This window comes from Symbiobacterium ostreiconchae, from assembly GCF_055396975.1.
In genome coordinates, this window is sequence record NZ_AP042454.1 from 3,313,265 (window position 1) to 3,331,493 (window position 18,229).

Annotated in this window: 17 protein-coding genes; 8 read left to right on the plus strand and 9 right to left on the minus strand. The window is 69.9% G+C overall.

Going from position 1 to position 18,229, the window contains the following annotated elements; translation table 11 throughout:
• Window positions 1-84: 84 nt before the first annotated feature.
• Genes ACZ5UM_RS16095 through ACZ5UM_RS16110 form a run of 4 tightly spaced genes read left to right on the plus strand, consistent with a single transcriptional unit; the run spans window position 85 to window position 4,117 of the window.
• On the plus strand, window positions 85-780 hold the full coding sequence (locus ACZ5UM_RS16095) for a response regulator transcription factor (protein WP_464845321.1): 696 nt from the start codon (window positions 85-87) through the stop codon (window positions 778-780).
• A gap of 31 nt (window positions 781-811) precedes the next feature.
• A complete protein-coding gene (locus ACZ5UM_RS16100; protein ID WP_464845323.1) occupies window positions 812-2,863 on the plus strand; it encodes a sensor histidine kinase in 2,052 nt (683 codons plus the stop codon).
• The gene (locus ACZ5UM_RS16105; protein ID WP_464845326.1) at window positions 2,845-3,258 is read left to right on the plus strand and encodes a response regulator; all 414 of its coding nucleotides are present in this window, start codon (window positions 2,845-2,847) and stop codon (window positions 3,256-3,258) included. Before ACZ5UM_RS16100 ends, ACZ5UM_RS16105 begins: the two co-directional genes overlap by 19 nt.
• Window positions 3,221-4,117 (plus strand): response regulator, encoded by an 897-nt coding sequence (locus tag ACZ5UM_RS16110; RefSeq protein ID WP_464845327.1) that lies wholly within the window; start codon window positions 3,221-3,223, stop codon window positions 4,115-4,117. Before ACZ5UM_RS16105 ends, ACZ5UM_RS16110 begins: the two co-directional genes overlap by 38 nt.
• Before the next feature lie 99 nt (window positions 4,118-4,216).
• On the opposite strand, the gene ACZ5UM_RS16115 is transcribed toward ACZ5UM_RS16110, so the two are convergent.
• From ACZ5UM_RS16115 to lpdA, 6 genes are all read right to left on the minus strand, one after another.
• Window positions 4,217-5,584: an HD-GYP domain-containing protein gene (locus tag ACZ5UM_RS16115; RefSeq protein ID WP_464845329.1), complete on the minus strand. Its 1,368-nt coding sequence runs from the start codon at window positions 5,582-5,584 to the stop codon at window positions 4,217-4,219.
• Entirely contained in the window at window positions 5,584-6,999 is a 1,416-nt protein-coding gene (locus tag ACZ5UM_RS16120; protein WP_464845332.1) for an ABC transporter substrate-binding protein, read from the minus strand. Before ACZ5UM_RS16120 ends, ACZ5UM_RS16115 begins: the two co-directional genes overlap by 1 nt.
• A gap of 292 nt (window positions 7,000-7,291) precedes the next feature.
• Window positions 7,292-8,674 (minus strand): dihydrolipoamide acetyltransferase family protein, encoded by a 1,383-nt coding sequence (locus tag ACZ5UM_RS16125; protein WP_464845334.1) that lies wholly within the window; start codon window positions 8,672-8,674, stop codon window positions 7,292-7,294.
• Between the two features lie 12 nt (window positions 8,675-8,686).
• Window positions 8,687-9,670: an alpha-ketoacid dehydrogenase subunit beta gene (locus ACZ5UM_RS16130; RefSeq protein WP_464845336.1), complete on the minus strand. Its 984-nt coding sequence runs from the start codon at window positions 9,668-9,670 to the stop codon at window positions 8,687-8,689.
• Between the two features lie 4 nt (window positions 9,671-9,674).
• A complete protein-coding gene (locus ACZ5UM_RS16135) occupies window positions 9,675-10,679 on the minus strand; it encodes a thiamine pyrophosphate-dependent dehydrogenase E1 component subunit alpha (RefSeq protein ID WP_464845337.1) in 1,005 nt (334 codons plus the stop codon).
• Between the two features lie 150 nt (window positions 10,680-10,829).
• Complete coding sequence (gene lpdA / locus ACZ5UM_RS16140; protein ID WP_464845340.1) at window positions 10,830-12,245, minus strand: dihydrolipoyl dehydrogenase; 1,416 nt, start codon at window positions 12,243-12,245, stop codon at window positions 10,830-10,832.
• Window positions 12,246-12,582: 337 nt separating this feature from the next.
• Between lpdA and gap the strand changes: the two genes are divergently transcribed.
• Together gap and ACZ5UM_RS16150 are read left to right on the plus strand one after the other, a co-directional pair.
• On the plus strand, window positions 12,583-13,620 hold the full coding sequence (gene gap, locus ACZ5UM_RS16145) for a type I glyceraldehyde-3-phosphate dehydrogenase (RefSeq protein ID WP_464845342.1): 1,038 nt from the start codon (window positions 12,583-12,585) through the stop codon (window positions 13,618-13,620).
• Between the two features lie 145 nt (window positions 13,621-13,765).
• Complete coding sequence (locus tag ACZ5UM_RS16150; RefSeq protein ID WP_464845344.1) at window positions 13,766-13,951, plus strand: hypothetical protein; 186 nt, start codon at window positions 13,766-13,768, stop codon at window positions 13,949-13,951.
• Between the two features lie 66 nt (window positions 13,952-14,017).
• Here ACZ5UM_RS16150 and ACZ5UM_RS16155 read toward each other — a convergent pair whose 3' ends face one another.
• Window positions 14,018-14,938, minus strand: coding sequence for a D-2-hydroxyacid dehydrogenase (locus tag ACZ5UM_RS16155; RefSeq protein WP_464845347.1), 921 nt, complete (start codon window positions 14,936-14,938; stop codon window positions 14,018-14,020).
• 2 nt (window positions 14,939-14,940) lie between these two features.
• On the minus strand, window positions 14,941-15,207 hold the full coding sequence (locus ACZ5UM_RS16160; RefSeq protein WP_464845348.1) for a hypothetical protein: 267 nt from the start codon (window positions 15,205-15,207) through the stop codon (window positions 14,941-14,943).
• Window positions 15,208-15,299: 92 nt separating this feature from the next.
• Between ACZ5UM_RS16160 and ACZ5UM_RS16165 the strand changes: the two genes are divergently transcribed.
• The gene (locus tag ACZ5UM_RS16165) at window positions 15,300-16,061 is read left to right on the plus strand and encodes a polysaccharide deacetylase family protein (RefSeq protein ID WP_464845350.1); all 762 of its coding nucleotides are present in this window, start codon (window positions 15,300-15,302) and stop codon (window positions 16,059-16,061) included.
• On the plus strand, window positions 16,021-16,629 hold the full coding sequence (locus ACZ5UM_RS16170) for a YkoP family protein (RefSeq protein WP_464845352.1): 609 nt from the start codon (window positions 16,021-16,023) through the stop codon (window positions 16,627-16,629). The genes ACZ5UM_RS16165 and ACZ5UM_RS16170 overlap by 41 nt, the downstream gene beginning before the upstream one ends.
• Here ACZ5UM_RS16170 and ACZ5UM_RS16175 read toward each other — a convergent pair.
• Complete coding sequence (locus ACZ5UM_RS16175; protein ID WP_464845354.1) at window positions 16,559-18,187, minus strand: aspartate:alanine exchanger family transporter; 1,629 nt, start codon at window positions 18,185-18,187, stop codon at window positions 16,559-16,561. The two genes, ACZ5UM_RS16170 and ACZ5UM_RS16175, sit on opposite strands and share 71 nt — an antisense overlap.
• Window positions 18,188-18,229: the final 42 nt, after the last annotated feature.

Here is an 18,229-nt window from a genome sequence, read left to right on the forward strand (position 1 = left end):
GTCTGGTTTTCGTACTGCCGCCCTAGGCCCGCATGAACGGGGATACCGGCATGTGTTATACTTTGCGCGAAGGGGGGAGGGCCGATGGCATCCGAGCAGCAGATCCGCTGGCTGACGCTTCTGCAGCGCGTCCAGGATCAGTTGTCGCGCTACCACGACTTCGCCCTCGTCGTCCTGGACAGCGAGTGCGATGAGGTCACCGTCCCCTCCGGTCTGCCGCCCATCTGCAACACGGTGAACCCCGATCGTTCCAACCGCTGCTGGACCCTGCGGCGCCAGGCCATCGCCCGTATCGTGGGAACCCGCCAGGCAGTGAGCCTCCCCTGCCCCAACGGGCGCTGCTGCTTCGTCAGCCCGGTGGGCGTGGGTGACGACGACTATGACACCCCCGTGCAGTACGTCGTGGCGGGGAGCGGCCCCCCGCACGCCGCGGAGAGCGTCCGCATGATCCAGGATATCTTCCGGCTGGTATGCCCGCCCGCGGCGGTAGCGCCGGAGGAGCGGCCGGCGGCGCCGGCGGCTGCGGTCACAGCGCCGCAACCGGCTTCGGTGCGGGGCGCGTACGGCACCCTGACCAAGCGGGAGATGGAGATCCTCGCCCTCATCGGCGCCGGGCTCTCCAACCGGGAAATCGCCGAGCACCTGTACGTGTCGCAGTCCACCGTAAAGACCCACATCACCCACCTGCTGCTCAAACTGGGGTTAAACAACCGCACCGAGGCAGCCCTGTACGCCCTCCGGGAGTCCATCCGGCCCTCGCCCACCCCACATCGCCGCTGAACCCCGCGCACCGCAAGGGAAGGCAAGCCAGATGAACGAAAGACTGCCATCCATTCGGCGCAGGCTCCTGTCCGCTTTCGCCCTGGTCCTTCTGACCCTCTCGCTCCTGCTCACGGTCACATCGGCGCTCATCAGCAGCCGGCTCTCCCAGAGCAACCTCGTCGACCGCATGCAGATCGCCATCCAGGTGGCGTGGGACGCCTACGACGAGGGGCCGAACCGGCTGGCGGCGGCCATGGAGTCGCTGGCCAGGCTGGAGCCGGCCGCGGGTCTTCTCGATGCGCAGGAAACGGCAGCCCCCCTCCTGCGCGCCCTCCCCGGCGCCGATTTTGGCCTGGTCGCCAGTCCGGACGGGCTTGTGCTGGCGCACACCGCCGATGCGCAGGTGGGGCAACCGGCTCCGTGGCAGCATATCGCGGCAGAGGCGCTGCGCACAGGCCGTGTCCGGTACACCACCGAGTTGGTCGGCCCGGACCTCGTCGGTGCCCACATGCCGGACGATCTCGATCGGCTGTACCTGCCTGAGGGCTGTACGCCGGGTGATGAGGGGTGCACCAGCATCGGGCTGGTCCAGGTGGTCGCTGTCCCGGTGCGCCGGGATGGCCTCGACCGGGTGCTGATGGCGGGCATCCTGCTCAACAATACCGATGACGTCCCCCGTGCGGCTTCGGAACGCATTCCTGGCGCGTTCCTCTCGGTGGCCGGCGGGGGCATTCGCGTCTCTACCAACATCTCTACCCGTGAACTGGGGCGAATCGAGACCGGCGGACAGCAGAGCATGCAGCTCCGAACCACCGTGCAGCAGGGCCAACGGTACTATGGAAAGGTCCCGGTGGGGAAGGAGATGCATTACATCGCCGCCGACCCGATTGTCAACGCCAGGGGCGAGGTGATCGGCGCCCTCAGCATCGGCCTGCCGCCCAGCAGCTTCAGTGCCTACAGCCGCGGCGCGCAGCTGCTCATGCTCGTGTTCAGTGCCGTCGCGGTGCTCGTCAGCCTCGCGATCGCCCGGGCGATGGCCCGGCGGTTGGCCCGGCCGATCATCGGCCTTGAGCGGGACGTCACCAGCCTGACCTCGGCTGCCCGCTCCCACGACCTGGCGCGGGCCACCCAGCTGATCGACCCGCACCCCGTCCTGTACAGCCGGGAGGTGCAGAGTCTGCACACCGCGTTCCGCACGCTGGCCGAGGCCCTGGTGGACCAGACCCGCAAGACCGAGACCTACCTGCACCAGCTGGAGGACGAGCGGGCAGAACTGCAGGCGATCACCCTGGAGCTGCAGCAGACCAAGGCAACCCTGGAAACGGAGGTCGACCAGCGCACCCAGGAGCTCAGGCAGGTGGTGTCCCAGCTGCGCGAGGCAAACAAGCTGAAGAGCAACTTCCTGACGATGATCAGCCACGAGCTGCGCACGCCGCTCAACTCCATCATCGGCTTCTCCGAGATGCTGGTAGACGAGCTCGCCGGGCCCGTGAACACGCGGCAGCGGGAGTATCTGGAGCACATTCTCTCGTCCGGCCGGCACCTCCTCCAGCTCATCAGCGACCTCCTGCAGTTGTCCCGGATCGAGCAGGGCCGCCTGACGCTGGAGTTCCAGGAGGTCTCCCTGCAGCAGCTCATCGAAACCACCCGGCAGCGGCTGCTTCCCCAGGCCGCATCCGCAGGTCTGACCCTGGAGGTAAGCTGCGACGAGACCGTGCCGCTCATCCAGGCCGACCCGACCCGGGTGAAAGAGATCCTGGACAACCTGCTCTCCAACGCGATCAAGTTCACGCCGGCTGGGGGCACCATATGGATCCGGCTGCGGCGGACCGAGGACATGGCCCTGATCGAGGTGGAGGACACGGGTATCGGCATGCGTCCGGAGGAGCAGACGACCGTCTTCGACGAGTTCGTCCAGGCGGAGTCGGGCTACAGACGCCGCCACGAGGGTGCGGGGCTCGGGCTGCCGCTGTCCAAGAAGCTGGCCGAGATGCACGGCGGGAGGATCGCGCTCTCCAGCCAGCTGGGCGTCGGCACGCTGGTGCAGGTGTACCTCCCGCTGCAGAGAGGAAGTGAGCCGCAATGGCCGCGCGAATCCTGATCGTGGAGGATAACGCCCTGAACATGAAGCTCGTATCTGACCTGCTGTCCATCCACGGCTACGAGGTCATCCAGGCCAAGGCCGGCGAGCAGGCGCTGGACCTGGCGACGACCCTCAACCCCGATCTCATCCTCATGGACATCGCGCTGAAGGGTATGACCGGGCTGGAGATCACCCAGCGGCTGAAGGAGGATCCCAGGACGGCCGCCATCCCCGTCGTTGCCCTGACGGCCTACGCCGGCGAGGAGGACCGGCGGCGCGCTCTCCTGGCCGGGTGCGATGGCTTCATCGCCAAGCCCATCAACACCCGGGCGCTGCCCCGCCTGATCGCCGAATATCTGAAGGGAGGATCGGCCCGTGGAATCGCGTCAGAACGCACGGATCCTCATCGCTGAGGACGACCCCTCCTCGGCCCGGATGTTGTCCGAGATGTTGGCGGCCGCCGGGTACGAGACCACGGTCGCTCCCGACGGACAAACCGCTCTGGCGATGGTGGCCGCCCACCGGCCCGACCTGGTACTGCTGGACGTGCGTATCCCCGTCCGCAACGGCTTCGAGGTGTGCGACGAGATCAAACGTTCGCCGGACACCCGGCACATCCCCGTCCTGATGATCACAGGACTCAGCGAGGACCGCTGGCGCCTCCTCTCCATCGAAGCCGGCGCTGACGACCTCCTCACCAAGCCGGTCAACCGCCCCGAGTTGTACGCCCGGGTGCGCGCCCTGCTCCGTACCCATCGGCGGTTCCTGGAGCTGGAGCGCCCAGAAGACGTGGTGAACAGCCTGTTCGCCCTGATCGAGCTGAAGGATCCGGAGCTGGCCGAGCACTGCCGGCTGGTGTCCACCCTCTGCGGGGGAGCGGCCCGGGCGCTCGGGCTGCCGCCCGACGAGGTGGAGCTGGTCTCGCGCGCCGGACTGCTGCACGACCTGGGCAAGGTCGTGGCGGCGGAGCCCGTAACGGCGCACCCCGAACACGGGGAGCAGGTCCTCCGCCGCCTGGGTCCCCTGTCCCGGCTGGCCCCTCTGGTGCGCGGCCACCACGAGCGCTGGAACGGCACGGGCTGGCCCGACGCGCTCCCGCCCCAGCAGCAGTCAACGGCGCTGCAGCTGGTCGCCCTGGCCAACGGCCTCGCCCATCTGCTCGCCGAAGGAAAGGGCCCGGAGGCCGCAGGGGAAACCCTGCGCCGCCAGGCCGCCATGGGCTGGTGGAACCCCGCGCTGCTCGCGCCAATGCTCGGGGCCATCCCGCGCTGAGTGAACGCCCCGGGGCCCGCCGCCTCAGCGCAAGGCTCGCCACCACCAGCTCCACCAAAGGAGAAGACCATCCATCCAATTATTACCCGTTTCGAATTTCTATTCATAATTACGGTCAGCATGGAACGACGCGGCGGGTTCCGGCTGCGCCGCCTCCCCCTCGGCCCCCGGGCCTTCCCGGTCCCGGCACCACTCCTGCACGGTCTCCACCAGCACGTCCCAGGCCCGCTCCACGATGACCGGGTCGAACTGCGTGCCGCTGCACCGGCGCAGCTCGTCCAGCACCTCCTCGGCGCCCATCGGCTCGCGGTACCGGCGCCTGGCGCACATGGCCTCCACCGCGTCGGCCACCGCGAGGATGCGGCTCATGTACGGCGTCTGCTCGCCGATCAGCCCGTCGGGGTAGCCCTTCCCATCCCAGCGCTCGTGGTGGTGGCGCACCACCTCGGCAACATCGGCCATGCCGGCCACCTCGCCCAGGATGCCGGCGCCGATCACCGCGTGCTCCTGCATCTGCAGCCGCTCCTCCGCCGTAAGGGGGCCCGGCTTCAGCAGGATGGACTCGGGCACGCCGATCTTGCCGATGTCGTGCAGGTTCGCCGCCAGAATCAGCCGGCGCTGTTCGGCCTTGCTCATGCCCAGGGCCCGGGCGATCTTGCCCGCCAGCTCGGCCGTGCGGTTGCCGTGGCTGGCCGTCATGCGGTCCCGGGCGTCCAGCGCCTTGGCGAGAGCCGCAGCCGTCTGCTGAAACGAGGTCTCCAGGGCCTGGTACGCCTGCGCCAGCTCCTCCGTGCGGACCGCAACCTCCGTCTCCAGTTCGGCCCGCTTGGCCAGGGCCCGGTGCCGCACCTCCATGAACCCGGCGGCCAGCTCCTCCAGCTCCCGGACCCCCTGGTACGCCGCCGGGTCAAAGACCACCGGCTCCTCCCAGCGCACCACCGCCGAGCGCAGCCGCTCCAGCGGACGGGTCATGCGCGCCGTCACCCGCCAGGAGACCAGCGTGGTGATCGCCGTCGCCAGAACCGTGATCAGCAGGACAGCCTGCACCCAGGGCCGCAGCAGGTCGGCGCCGAAGGAGCGGAACACGGCCACCTCCACCGTGCCCAGGTGCTCGTTGAAGTACCGGACCTGCGCCTGCTCCACCCAGACCAGCGCCGGATCGATGGCCGGGTCGCCCGCGCTGAACCGCAGGCTGCCGCTGGGAAAGCGCACCTTCACGAACGCGACGCCGGGCTCGCGCGACGCCAGGTGTACCGGCGTCTCGATGTGCGGGGTATCCTCCCACTCGGAGGCGATCGTCACCGCCAGAGTGGACGCGACCGCCTTGGCCATGGCCCGCACCTGCCCCTCTGTGCGGACGGCAGTCCACCAGAGGAACAGGGCCGCCGCGGCCCAGACGATCAGCATCGACACGACCCACATCGCGCTCCCGAAGTACACCTGCAGCGACAACGAGCCCCGCTTCATCACGAGTTCCCCTGTCTCACCCACGCGGACCACTGCTGGTACGCCCGCTTCTGCGCCTCGCGCCCCAGCGTTTCCGTGATGTTCTCCCATTCCTCGGCCGCCTCCCGCAACGCCTCCTCGGCCGCGGCCTCGCCCCGGAAGACCTTCAGGACGGCCCGGTCGAGCGCCTGCGTGTACTGCCAGCCGCCGGGGATGGTCAGGTCAGCCACCGGCCGCTCCAGCGAGCGCAGCATGATCGCGTACAGCTCCTCCGCGATCGCAGGGTCCGGGAAAAGCACCTGGTGTTCCGGATGGGCAAAGTGGCTGTACCGGTACGGGTCGTTGATCGTGTCGGCCCGGGTGATCATGTGGCCGCTCACCTCGGGACTGGTGACGTACTTGGCCACCGCGGCCGCCACCTCCGGCTGCCGGGACTGGGCCGCGATGACCAGCACCCGCCCGAAGAAGATGCCGCCCCTGGGGGCTCCCTCGACCCCGCCGGGCACCTCGCCCCAGCCCAGCCGGCCGGCCACCTGGGAGTTCCAGACCTCGGAGTCATAGGAAAACCGGGCCGTGTCCGAGAACTGCACCGCCATCGGCACGGTGCCGGCAAACAGGGCCCGGTTCAGATCCTCCCAGTCGTACAGGGCCTCGGGGGCCACCTCCTGCTGCAGCGCGGCCAGGTCGCTCAGGACCTTCACCCCGAGCTCACCGTGGATGAGCGGCCGCATCTCCTCATCGAAATAACTGCCGCCCAGGCTGGCATACCGCTGGGCGAACCACATGTACGACTTGTTTTCCCGCCCGATGAACGCGGTGCCGTACCGGGTTCCGCCGGGAAGCGCCTCCGACTGCGCCAGGGTCCGGGCCGCGTCATCAAACTGCTCCCACGTCTCGGGGAACGGCAGGTTCAGCTGTTCGAACAGGTCTTTCCGGTAAAACAGCAGATGGAGGTCGCCGTCGTACACAAATCCGTAAAACCGATCGCCGAACCGCATGTAGAGGTTGCGGTAGACCGGAAGGATGTCGGTGTACCACGGGTCGGTGGTGTCGATCCACGGGTCGATCGGCTGGATCAGCCCCTGGGAGATGAACAGGTCCAGGTGACGGGGCGGGATGATGACCAGGTCCGCCTGGTCCTGCGCCTCGGACACAAAGCGGTCCAGCTCCGTGGCCAGGTGGGGCGGATGGCGCAGCACGGGGCGCACGCCGAAGCGCCGGCAGATCTCCTCCGCCTCCAGTTCGAACGACCGGGTGGCCTCTGCGGAGTCGCCCACGATGTAGAGGGGGGTGCAGGGAGCCAGCGGATCTGCGGGGCCATTCGCCGGGTCCGCTGACGCTGAGGGGCCCGGGCTGGCGGGACGGACGCCGCCGCAGCCGGCGCAGACCGCCAGCGTCAGCGCGAGCGCCAGCCCCAGCGCGGATCGGTGTCGCATGCTCGTCACGCCTCCTCGGCTCTGACAGGGGGCCTGTACGACACACCAGAATGTTCGTGGGGCCAAGTTTATGTTACCATACATTTCATGCGAAATTGCCTGTCCGGGCGGCCCTTGCGGGCGGCCGCCCCCCCGTCACCGGCCGCTGCAGCCCGGCCCGCTGCTGTGCCGAACAATTTCGTCCGCGAATTATCAGCTTCTCCAAATGGATCTGATTTCCTGCCCCCATTGGGGCCAGGCGGCAGCCCAAAAGGAAGGACCCGGGTGGGCCCCCGGGTCCTTCCGCCTTCTCCTAATACAGCTGCACCGTTCCTGGGCCGTACGACTCCAGCCGGCGCTTCACCGCCTGCAGGAACCTGCCGCAGACCAGCCCGTCCAGGATGCGGTGATCCAAGGACAGGCAGATGTTCATCATCGACCGGATGGCGATGGCGTCGTTCTCCAGCACCACCGGCATCTTGGTGATGGCCTCAAACGACAGGATGGCGGCCTGCGGGTAGTTGATAATCGGCGCCGACATGAACGAACCGAAGGCGCCGGTGTTGTTGACCGTGAAGGTGCCGCCGGTCACGTCGTCCAGCGTCAGCTTGCCCGCCCGCGCCCGCTCGGCCAGGTCGGCCACCGCGTGGTTCAGCCCGGCGATGGAGAGCCGGTCGGCGTGCTTGATCACCGGCACGGCCAGGGCGTCTTCTGTCGCCACGGCGATGGAGATATGGATGTCCTGCTTGATGACGATCCGGTCGCCTTCCCACGTGGAGTTGAGGATCGGGTACTCCCGGAGCGACTCGACCACGGCCTTGATGAAGAACGGCATGTACGACAGGGTGCGACCGGTCTTCGCCCGGAACTCGGGCCCCACCTGCTCCCGCAGTTTCACCAGATTGGTGACGTCGACCTGCATCATCGTCCAGGCGTGCGGGGCCTCGTGCTTGGACTGGACCATCTTGGCGGCGATGCGCCGGCGCACCGGGTCGACGGGGATGATCCGATCGCCGGGCGCGGCGGCGACGCCGCCCGCCGCCGCGGGGGCCGAAGACGGCGCGGGGGCGGCAGCGGGCGCGGGCGCCTCTGCCCCCGCAGGCGCAGTCACAGACGCAGTTGCAGGCGCAGTCACCGGCGCAGTTGCAGGCGCGGCCGCACCCCGGGCGGCGATGAACGCCTCCACGTCCTTTCGGGTGACCCGCCCGCCGAGGCCGGTGCCCTTGACCTGGCTGAGGTCAATGCCGTGCTCCTGCGCCAGCCGGAGCACCGCCGGGCTGTACCGCCCGGCGCCGGCCTTCGGTGCGGCGGCGGACGGGGCGACCACGGCAGTAGCTGTACCGCCGGCAGAAGGCGGCGCACCACCGGGCGCTGCGGCGCCGGCAGATGCTGCGGCCGGCGCCGGATGGGCCCCTGCGGCCGGCGGTGCGGCCGCAGGCGCCTCCCCCGCGCCCTCCCCCGCGGCCTCCATCGTCGCGATGCGGGCGCCTACCGGCACGGTGGTTCCCTCCGGCACGTCCAGCGTGAGGATGCGCCCGTCCGCCGGCGCCGGGATCTCCGCGTTCACCTTGTCCGTGATGACCTCGGCGATGGGCTGGTACTTCTTCACGACGTCACCGGGGGCTACCAGCCACCGGTTGATCGTCCCTTCCGTCACCGATTCGCCCAGCTGCGGCATGGTGATTTCCAAGGCCATAACCCCCCTCGCCTAGAACTGCGCCAGCTCACGCATGGCCGCGAGGCACTTCTCCGTCGACAGCATGTAAAACTTCTCCATCGGCCCGGCGTAGGGCATCGCCGGCACGTCGGGGCCGCACAGCCGCTGGATCGGCGCATCCAGGTCGAAGAGGCACTCCTCGGCGATGATGGCCGCGACCTCGGCGCCGACGCCGTGAGTCTTGCCCGCCTCGTGGGCGATCAGCACCTTGCCCGTCTTGCGGGCGGCCGCGACGATGGCCTCCCGGTCCAGCGGCAGCAGCGTGCGCAGGTCGAGCACCAGCGCGGAGTACCCCTCCTGCGCCAGCAGCTCCGCCGCCTCGAGGCAGAAGTGCACGACCTTGCCGTAGGTGATCACCGTGATGTCGGTGCCGTCCCGCTTCACCTCGGCCTTGCCGATGGGGATGGTGTAGTCGCCCTCGGGCACCTCGCCCTTCACGGCGCGGTAGAGCCCCTTATGTTCGAAGAAGAGCACCGGGTCGGGGTCCCGGATGGCCGAGATCAGCAGCCCCTTGGCATCGTACGGCGTGGAGGGCACCACCACCTTCAGCCCGGCGGTGTTGGTGAAGTACTGCTCGACGGACTGGGAGTGGTAGAGCCCGCCGTGCACGCCGCCGCCGAAGGGGGCGCGGATCACCATCGGCACCGTCCAGGCGCTGTTGGAGCGGTAGCGCATCTTGGCCGCCTCAGAGACGATCTGGTTCATCGCCGGGAAGATGAAGTCCGCGAACTGGATCTCGCAGACGGGCTTGGTGCCGTAGAGCGCCGCGCCGATGCCCACGCCGACGATGGCCGACTCGGTGAGCGGCGAGTCCATCACCCGCTGGGGGCCGAACTCGTCGTACAGCCCCAGCGTCGCCCCGAAAACGCCGCCCTTCCGGCCCACGTCCTCCCCCACGACCCAGACGTCCGGGTCACGGCGCATCTCGGTGCGCAGCGCGTCGCGCACGGCCTCGACCAGGTTCATCACCGGCATCGGCTCATCCCTCCTCGTACACGTGGCGCAGGGCCTCTTCCGGCGCGGCGTAGGGCTGGGCCTCGGCCCAGTCGGTGGCGTCGTCCACCTCGGCCATCACCCTCCGCTCCAGCTCCTGCTCCGCCGCCTCGTCCATGAGCCCGTGCTCGAACAGGTACTGACGGGCCTTCCGGATGGGGTCCCGGGCCTGCACGGCCGCGATCTCCTCGGGATCCCGGTAGCGCCGCTGATCGTCGTCCGAGGAGTGCGAGGTGATGCGGATGCACCTGGCCTCGATCAGGGTCGGCCCCTCGCCCCGGCGGGCCCGCTCGTGGGCCGCCTTGACCACCTCGTAGACCGCCAGCACGTCCGTGCCGTCCACCTCGATGCCGGGTATGCCGTAGCCCTGCCCCCGGGCGGCCACGGAACCGCCCGCCACCTGCTGGGTGAGCGGCACCGAGATGGCGTATTCGTTGTTCTGCACCAGGAAGATCACCGGGAGCTTGTGGACCCCCGCCCAGTTCAGCGCCTCGTGGAAGTCGCCCTGGTTCGAGGAGCCCTCGCCGCAGGCTGTGTAGACCACCACGTCGTCGCCGCGCATCCGGGCCGCCTGGGCGATGCCCACGGCGTGCAGCATCTGCGTCGTCACCGGGCTGGATCCGGACACGATGTTGAGCGGCCGGTTGCCCCAGTGCGACGGCATCTGCTTGCCGCCTGAGGCCGGATCGGCCCCCCGGGCGAAGGCGCTCAGCATCACCTCACGGGGCGTCACCCCCACCACCAGATTGACGCCCAGATCGCGGTAGTACGGCGTAAACCAGTCCTGCCGCTTGCGGAAGGCATAGGCCGCACCTACCTGCGCCGCCTCCTGCCCCTGCGGCGAGATGACGAACGGGATCTTGCCCCCCCGCTGGAGCAGCCAGAGCCGCTCATCCAGCCGGCGGGTGAGCAGCATGTAGTAGTACATCTCGCGCATCTGGTCCGCCGTCAGGCCCAGGGCCTCGTGCCGGGCCACAGTCGCCTCCGTCATCGCTCTCCCCCTCCCGTATGCGTCCTCACTGCCCTGCAGCGAAACCGCCTGCACCAGCCGGCGGCCGCTCCCCCGCCTCTGCGGGCGCGTGCCGCCCGGTCCGGACGCCGCCGACCGCCTGCAGGCCGGGCTTCTTCTGCAGGGAATCGCCTACATGTGAATCGCGCGCCCCTCCACCGCCAGGGCCGCCTCCCCGAAGATCTCGGCGAGGGTCGGGTGCGGGCGGATCACCTGGCCGAGCTCCCACGCCGAGGCGTTCAGCGTCAGGGCCAGCCCGGCCTCGGAGATGAGGTTGGTGGCGTCCGGCCCGATCAGGTGCACCCCCAGCACGTCGCCGGTGGCGCCGTCGGCGACGATCTTGGCGAAGCCGTCCAGCGAGCCGTGCACCAGCGCCTTGCCGATCCCCCGCCAGGGGAAGGTGCCCACCCGCACCTCCCGGCCCTGCTCCCGGGCCTGGGCCTCGGTAAGCCCCACAGACGCCACTTCCGGCCGTGTGTAGACGCACCGCGGCACCCGCGCCGGGTCGAAGGGCTCGGGGTTCAGCCCGGCGATGTGCTCCATCGCAATGATGCCCTGGTGGGACGCGACGTGGGCCAGCCCCCCGCCGGCCACGTCGCCGATGGCGTAAATCGCTGGGTCGCCGGTCCGGCCGAAGCCGTCCACCTGGATGAAGCCGCCCGGACCGTAGGTCACGCGCTCCCGGTTCTCCAGCCCGAAGCCCTGCGTCACCGGTTCGCGCCCCACCGCGATCAGGAGCGCCTCGGCCTCGAACGCGCGGGTCTCGTCGCCCACCCGGGCCTGAAGCGTCACGCGCCCGTCCGCCACCTGCACCGACTCAGGCAGCACGGCGGCGCCGGTCACGATCTGCACCTTCCTGCGGCTCATCAGCTTATGCAGCTCGGCCGCCACGGCCTCATCCTCCGTGGGCAGGATGCGGTCCAGGAACTCGAGCACGGTCACCTTCACGCCGAAATCCGCGTAGAGGCTCGCCCACTCCATGCCGATCACGCCGGCGCCGATGATGATCACCGACTCCGGCAGCCCGGGCCGGGCCAGGGCCTCGTCGGACGTCATCACGTGCGTGGCGTCCACGGGGATCCCCATCGTCTTCGGCCGGGAGCCGGTGGCGACGATGATCTTGTTGAACTCCAGGAGCTCCTGCTGGTCGCCGACCATCACGGAGACCAGTCCGTTGGGCGAGAAGATGGACGGCGGCACCAGGGCGCCCCGGCCCTGAAAGAGGGTCACGCCGTTCTTCTTCAGCAGCCCCTGGATGCCCTTATGCAGGTTGCTCACGATCTTGTCCTTGCGCGCCCGGACCGCGGCAAAGTCGAGATCCGCGCCTTGGGCCACCACGCCGAACTCCCGGGACTGGCGCAGCGTCTGCAGCACCTCCGCGCTGCGCAGGTACGCCTTGGTCGGGATGCATCCCCGGTGCAGGCAGGTGCCGCCCACTTTCTCCTGCTCCACCAGGGCGACCTTCAGGCCCAGCTGGGCGCCGCGGATGGCGGCGACGTAGCCGCCGGGACCGCCGCCGATGACGACGACGTCGAAGGATTGACTCATGGCAGTTCGCGCCCCCTTTCACGGCCGCACGGGCGCCGGGCCCGCGCGTACCCAGGTGCTACAGGGTAGATGCAACTTTCGTGCCAGAGCAATGGCACTTTCGGACTAGCCTCCCGTCCTCCGATTCTGCACAATGTTGCAGATACCTGCAAGGCCATGCAGGCACTTCGGTGCACTACCCATGGTCCGCCTCGCTCATGGCCCTAGCACCATAGACGGGCTCAATCAGAGGAATTAGGATGATCGATTAGCATGATCACAATTCGGGTGCTATGGTGAAACTGATGGCACGCATGGACTACGGGGCCGCGGGCCCCGGGGCGGGAGGTTTGACGAAGTGAAGGCCAATGTGGCGATCAACGGCTTTGGGCGCATCGGCCGCATGGTCTGCCGCAGACTGCTCACCCACCCGAACCTCAACCTGGTCGCCGTCAACGCGTCGTACCCGGCCGAGACCCTGGCTCACCTGCTGAAGTACGATACGGTGCACGGCAGGCTGGATGCCGAGGTGGTGGCCGGAGACGGAGAGATCCTGGTCGACGGCCGCGCGGTCCGGCTCGTCTCCGAGCGGGATGCGTCCAGGCTCCCCTGGCGCGAGCTGGGCATCGATATCGTCGTCGAGGCGACGGGCAAGCACAAGGAGCGGGAGCGTGCCGCCCTTCACCTGCAGTCCGGCGCCCGGAAGGTCATCATCACCACGGCCACGAAGGACGCCGACGTGACGATCGTGATGGGCGTCAACGAGGGCGACTACCGCCCCGAGGAGCACCACGTCATCGCCGCCGCCTCCTGCACCACCAACTGCCTGGCCCCGGTCGCCAAGGTGCTGCACGAGGCCTTCGGCATCCGCACCGGGCTGATGACCACCGTGCACGCCTACACCAACGATCAGAACATGCTCGACAACCCCCACCGGGACCTCCGGCGGGCCCGCGCGGCCACCGCGTCGATCATCCCCACCACCACCGGGGCCGCCCGCGCCGTGGCCCAGGTGCTCCCCGAGCTGAAGGGCCGCCTGAACGGCTTCGCCCTGCGGGTACCCACGCCCGACGTCTCGGTGGTCGACCTGGTCGCCCAGCTGGAGCGTCCGGCCACCCGGGAGGAGATCAACCAGGCCCTGCGGGACGCCGCCGAAGGGCCCCTGCGCGGCATCCTCGCCTACACCGAGGAGCCGCTGGTCTCCTCCGACTTCATCGGCGATCCCCACTCGGCCATCGTCGACGGCTCGCTGACCATGGTGGGGCCCGACAACCTGGCCAAGGTCATCGCCTGGTACGACAACGAGTGGGGCTACTCGTGCCGGGTCGTCGACCTCGCCGCACGGGTCGCAGCGTCGCTGGCCGCGGCGCCTCCCCTGCAGGGCGCGGCCGACTGATCCCGCCCGGCGGGCGGACTGCTGCGGGATGATTCCGCCCGGCGGGCCGACCGCTGCGGGGTGATCCCACCCGGCGGGAGAACCGCTGCGGGGGCTTCGGCCCCGCCGCGAAAATCGCGCAGACTACCCCCGGGGGGTGATCTGCGTGAGCCAGGGGCAGCCGCCGCGGGGCCGCACGGGCGAGAAGGTGACCGAATCCGGCACCTACCAGTGCGAGGACCGGTCCCGCTGGACGTACCAGGCCGGAGAGCGGTTCCGCCCTTGCCCGTCCACGGGCAGGCCCACCGTGTGGGAGAAGACCGCCGAACCCGATCATGCGGACAGCCGCTGAATGCCGCAGATGCCGCGAAAGGCGGCCGTGCGGAGCCCGGAAGGCTCCCCACGGCCGCCGTTTCCGTCAGTAACCGCGGGCGCGGTCCACCACGCCCCGCAGCGGCTCGCCCCGCTCGAACCGCCGCAGGTTCTCCGCGAAGTAGGCCGCGATGGCATCGGGCCGGTTCAGCCCGCTCAGGTGGGGCGTGACGGTGATCCCCGGCTCCGTCCAGAACGGGTGGTCCTCGGGCAGCGGCTCCACCGCGAAGACGTCGAGCACCGCCCGGATGCGGCCGCTGCGCACCGCCCGCAGGAGCTTGTCCTCATCCAGGGTCGCGCCACGGCCCACGTTGATCAGCAGCGCGCCCTCCTTCATCGCCTCCGGGTCGATCAGCCCCCGGGTCTCCGGCGTGTCCGGCAGGGTGCTGACCAGATAGTCGACCCCGGCGGTGAAGGCCCCGGCCTCTTCGGGCGTGAACACGCGGTCGACGTGCGGCCGCGGCCCCGGCGTGCGTGCCAGGCCCCAGACCTCCATCCCGAAGGCCTGGCCCCTGGCCGCGACTTCCTGGCCGATGGACCCCACGCCGGCAACCCCCAGCCGCTTGCCGGCCAGCGTCTCCGCCCGGAACGGCTCCCACCGGCGGGCCGCCTGCGCCGCGTAGATCCGGGGAAGCTGCTGGGCGTGGGCCAGCATGTGGGCGAAGGCGTACTCGCTCATGGGCACGCCGAACAGCCCCTCCACGCGGCTGATCACCACCCCCGGCGGCACCGGCGCCGCCATCAGGTCCTCCACCCCGGCGCCCATCTGCTGGATCCAGCGCAGGCGCCGGGCACCGGAAAGGATGTCCGGGGGAATCCGCCAGCCGAAGAGGATGTCGGCTTCCCCGATGGCGCGGGCGGCCTCTTCCCGGCTGGTGCAAGGAATCAGCTGGTAATCGGCCGAATGGGATATCAGATGCCGGAGCAGTTCCGCGTACTTCTCCGCCCGCTTCGCCTCGTAAATCACAATTACCCTGTGGATACGGATCCCTCCTTGTCACCGCCCCCGGCCGCCGGCGAACCGCGGCGCTGCCGCAGCCGCTGCGACGCGGCGCCGATGGCCGCGCCCAGCGCCAGCACGAGGGCGACCGTGATCGCGATGAACCGCCCGACGGGATCCCGTTCGAACACCGCCAGGGGGTTCCGGCCCCCCAGCAGTTCGAGGGCCACGTGGACCAGCGCCAGGAGCACCCACACGCCCAGCGTGATCAGGAATCCGCGCACTCCCCCGCGCATCATCACCCCTCCTGGCGACTGAAAATTCGCCGGAGTATGAACCCTTTCCTGTCTGCCCGGGGACAATCTTCCGAAGGAGAGGGGGGACGAGGATGCCCGATCCGATGACCTTGCTCCTGCTGACCCTTTTCGGCTACACCGGCGTGCCGACCCTGCTGGCGCGCAAGGGATTCTCCCGCGTGCTGAGAGGGCTGCCCGCCGCGGTGCCGCAGGTCGCGCTCACCTTCGACGACGGGCCCGACCCGGTCTGGACGCCCCGCATCCTCGAGATCCTCGACCGGTTCGGGGTCACCGCCACCTTCTTCATGCTGGGCAGCCGCGCCGAAGCCTACCCCGACCTGGTGCGGCAGGTGGCCGCCGCCGGCCACGAGGTGGGCGTGCACGGCTACCGGCACCGGGTGCCGGCCCTGCAGGGGCTGCGCGCCACCCTCCGGGACGTGGAAGCCACCGTCCGGATCCTCACCGACATCCTCCAGCGGCGGCCCCGGTTCTACCGGCCCCCCTGGGGCATCTTCAACCTGTGGACCGGCCTTGCCGCCCGGCGCCACAACCTGATCCCCGTGGTCTGGTCGCTCTACGTGGCCGAGTGGTCCCGCGCCACCACGGCACACTCGATCTACGTCGATGCCATGCAGAAGACCCGGCCGGGCACGGTGCTCCTCCTGCACGACGCCGCCGGGCCGGGCTCACGGCCCGATGCGCCGGCGGTGGTGGCCCAGGCCCTGCCCCGGCTCATCGCCGGGCTCAGGCGCCGGGGGCTCTCGCTGGTCAGTCTCCCGGAGCTGCTCGCACCGGTGGGAAGGGGGCTCACGGATGCGCCGCCTGGTCAGAATGTGGGATCGCCTGGTCCGTAAGTTCCTCGGCATCCGCCCCGCCCGCCCGGAGGGCGTCCTCGGTTACGCCGTGCGCCGCTACCGGGGGCGGGGCATCCCCGTGGAAGGCGGGGCTGCCCTGCGCCCCGGCGACCGGGTGCTGGAGCTGCACCTGGACAGCCGGCGGCTCGCGGAGGCGACGGCCGGACTGAGCCCGCACCGGCGCATCCTGTGGCTCCGGCGCACGCTGCTGGCCGACCTGCGCGCCCTGGCGCAGGCGGCGGCGTCGGACCCTTCCCTGGCATCCGCCGCCGGCCTCTGGGGGCTGACCGTGCTCCACCGCGGCGTCGACGCCCTGGGGTTTGCGGTGGCCGAGCCGGGGTCCGGCCCCCTCAGCCGGCTCTCCACCTGGTACATGCGCCTGCTGCTCGCGGCCTACCACCCCGAGGGCGCCGGCCGCGTGCAGAGGCGGGAAGAGGCGCTGGTCGCCCGGGAGATCTTCCTGCCCATGGACCGGCTGCGCGCACTGGCCCCGCCCGCTACGTCAGCAGGGCGAGCAGCACCGGGGCCAGGACAATCTTCACCAGCATCGCCATCGGGTAGACCGTAATGTACCCCACCGTGGGCAGGTCGTTTCCGGCCTGATCCAGGGCGAAGCCCAGCGTCGCCGACTGGGTCTGCATGCCCGCGAGCATGCCCGTCAGCATCGCCATCGGAATGCGCAGCCACCGGTAGCCGATGTAGAGCATCGCCCAGGACGCCAGCAGGATGATGGCCGCGCTCATCCCGAGGATCACCCACCCCCGGGGCTGGGTCAGCATCTGCGCGAACTCGTAGCCCGACCGCGTGCCCACGGCGGCCAGGAAGATGGTCAGCCCCAGCTGACGCAGAAGCAGGTTGGCGCTGAAGGGCAGACCCCAGACCAGCGGCCCCGTCCGCTGCCGGGCGCCCAGGAACAGGGCGACGATCAGCGGACCGCCGGCCAGCCCGAGCCGGACGGTGATGCCCCCGGGCAGCGGGATCGGCACCAGCCCCAGCCCGATGCCCAGGGCCATGCCGAACCCCAGCACGGCGACGTCGATCTCTGAGATCGCCCGGTACGAGTTCCCCAGGTACGCCTCCACCTCCGGCAGCCGTTCCCGCCGCGACAGGATCCGCACCCGGTCGCCCAGCTCCAGCGGCATGTCGGCGTAGGGCAGGAGCTGCAGGTCGCCGCGCCAGACCCGCGACACCACCACCCCGAAGCGGTTGGTCAGGTTCAGCTCCCGGAGCGTGCGGCCCGCGACCTCGGGGTTCGAGACGAAGACCTCCCGCATGTCCACCTCGGACCGGTCCAGGTCGGCCTGCACCTCGCTGACGGCGCCGAGGACCTGGGCCGCGCGCTCCAGCTCCTCCTCCGTCCCCACGGCGGTGACCAGGTCGCCTTCCTGCAGGTAGCTCTCCCAGTTCGCCACTTCGGTGTGCTCGCCCCGCCGGATGCGGCCGAACACCACGTGCAGCCGGTGCGCGGACACCAGCTCCCGCACCGTGCGCTCGGCCGCCTCGGGCCGGTCGACCCGCAGGGTCCAGCAGGTGATGTCGGGCGACACGCCGGGAACGTCCTTCAGGGAGCGGGCCTCCGCCTTGTAGTCGATGCGGAACTGCCGCTCGGCCAGGTACATGGCCAGGATGACCCCCAGGATGCTCGCCGGGTACGCGATGGAGTAACCCACCACCGGATCGGTCAGCGCGCCGGTCGCCCCGACGCCCACCAGGTAGTCCACCGCGGCCGCCAGAGCCGGGGTGGAGGTGAGCAGGCCCGCGAAGACGCCGACGGTCTCGGCGGGCCGCAAGGGCAGCAGGTAGTGCGGGATGAGCAGCAGCAGCGCGGTCAGCAGGATGATGCCCAGCGCGAACAGGTTGTGGCCGACGCCCTTGCCCCGGAAGGAGCGGATGAAGTCGGGACCGCTGCTGAGCCCGACGCAGTAGACAAACAGAGCCAGCCCGAACTGGTACACGATCTCCGGCAGCTTCAGGCGGGGGTCGAGGGCGCCGAAGAACAGGCCGACGAAAAGCACCGCCGCCACACCCAGGTGAACCCCGCCGATCCGGACGCGCCCCAGGGGATAGCCGATGCCAGCGACGATGAAGAGAAGCAGAAGCGGATTGTCAAGCAGGATACCCAGCATGGTTCGGGCTGCCTCCACAGTCGTAATCGGGACTGCGTCCCT

Excerpts from the sequence above, each read along its gene's own strand:
- ACZ5UM_RS16135 (WP_464845337.1), bottom strand. The coding sequence starts at position 10,679 with ATGACGGAGGCGACTGTGGCCCGGCACGAGGCCCTGGGCCTGACGGCG.
- ACZ5UM_RS16170 (WP_464845352.1), top strand. The coding sequence starts at position 16,021 with ATGCGCCGCCTGGTCAGAATGTGGGATCGCCTGGTCCGTAAGTTCCTC.
- ACZ5UM_RS16160 (WP_464845348.1), bottom strand. The coding sequence starts at position 15,207 with ATGCGCGGGGGAGTGCGCGGATTCCTGATCACGCTGGGCGTGTGGGTG.
- ACZ5UM_RS16120 (WP_464845332.1), bottom strand. The coding sequence starts at position 6,999 with ATGCGACACCGATCCGCGCTGGGGCTGGCGCTCGCGCTGACGCTGGCG.
- ACZ5UM_RS16125 (WP_464845334.1), bottom strand. The coding sequence starts at position 8,674 with ATGGCCTTGGAAATCACCATGCCGCAGCTGGGCGAATCGGTGACGGAA.
- ACZ5UM_RS16100 (WP_464845323.1), top strand. The coding sequence starts at position 812 with ATGAACGAAAGACTGCCATCCATTCGGCGCAGGCTCCTGTCCGCTTTC.
- ACZ5UM_RS16095 (WP_464845321.1), top strand. The coding sequence starts at position 85 with ATGGCATCCGAGCAGCAGATCCGCTGGCTGACGCTTCTGCAGCGCGTC.
- ACZ5UM_RS16175 (WP_464845354.1), bottom strand. The coding sequence starts at position 18,187 with ATGCTGGGTATCCTGCTTGACAATCCGCTTCTGCTTCTCTTCATCGTC.
- ACZ5UM_RS16105 (WP_464845326.1), top strand. The coding sequence starts at position 2,845 with ATGGCCGCGCGAATCCTGATCGTGGAGGATAACGCCCTGAACATGAAG.
- ACZ5UM_RS16115 (WP_464845329.1), bottom strand. The coding sequence starts at position 5,584 with ATGAAGCGGGGCTCGTTGTCGCTGCAGGTGTACTTCGGGAGCGCGATG.
- ACZ5UM_RS16130 (WP_464845336.1), bottom strand. The coding sequence starts at position 9,670 with ATGCCGGTGATGAACCTGGTCGAGGCCGTGCGCGACGCGCTGCGCACC.
- ACZ5UM_RS16165 (WP_464845350.1), top strand. The coding sequence starts at position 15,300 with ATGCCCGATCCGATGACCTTGCTCCTGCTGACCCTTTTCGGCTACACC.
- lpdA (WP_464845340.1), bottom strand. The coding sequence starts at position 12,245 with ATGAGTCAATCCTTCGACGTCGTCGTCATCGGCGGCGGTCCCGGCGGC.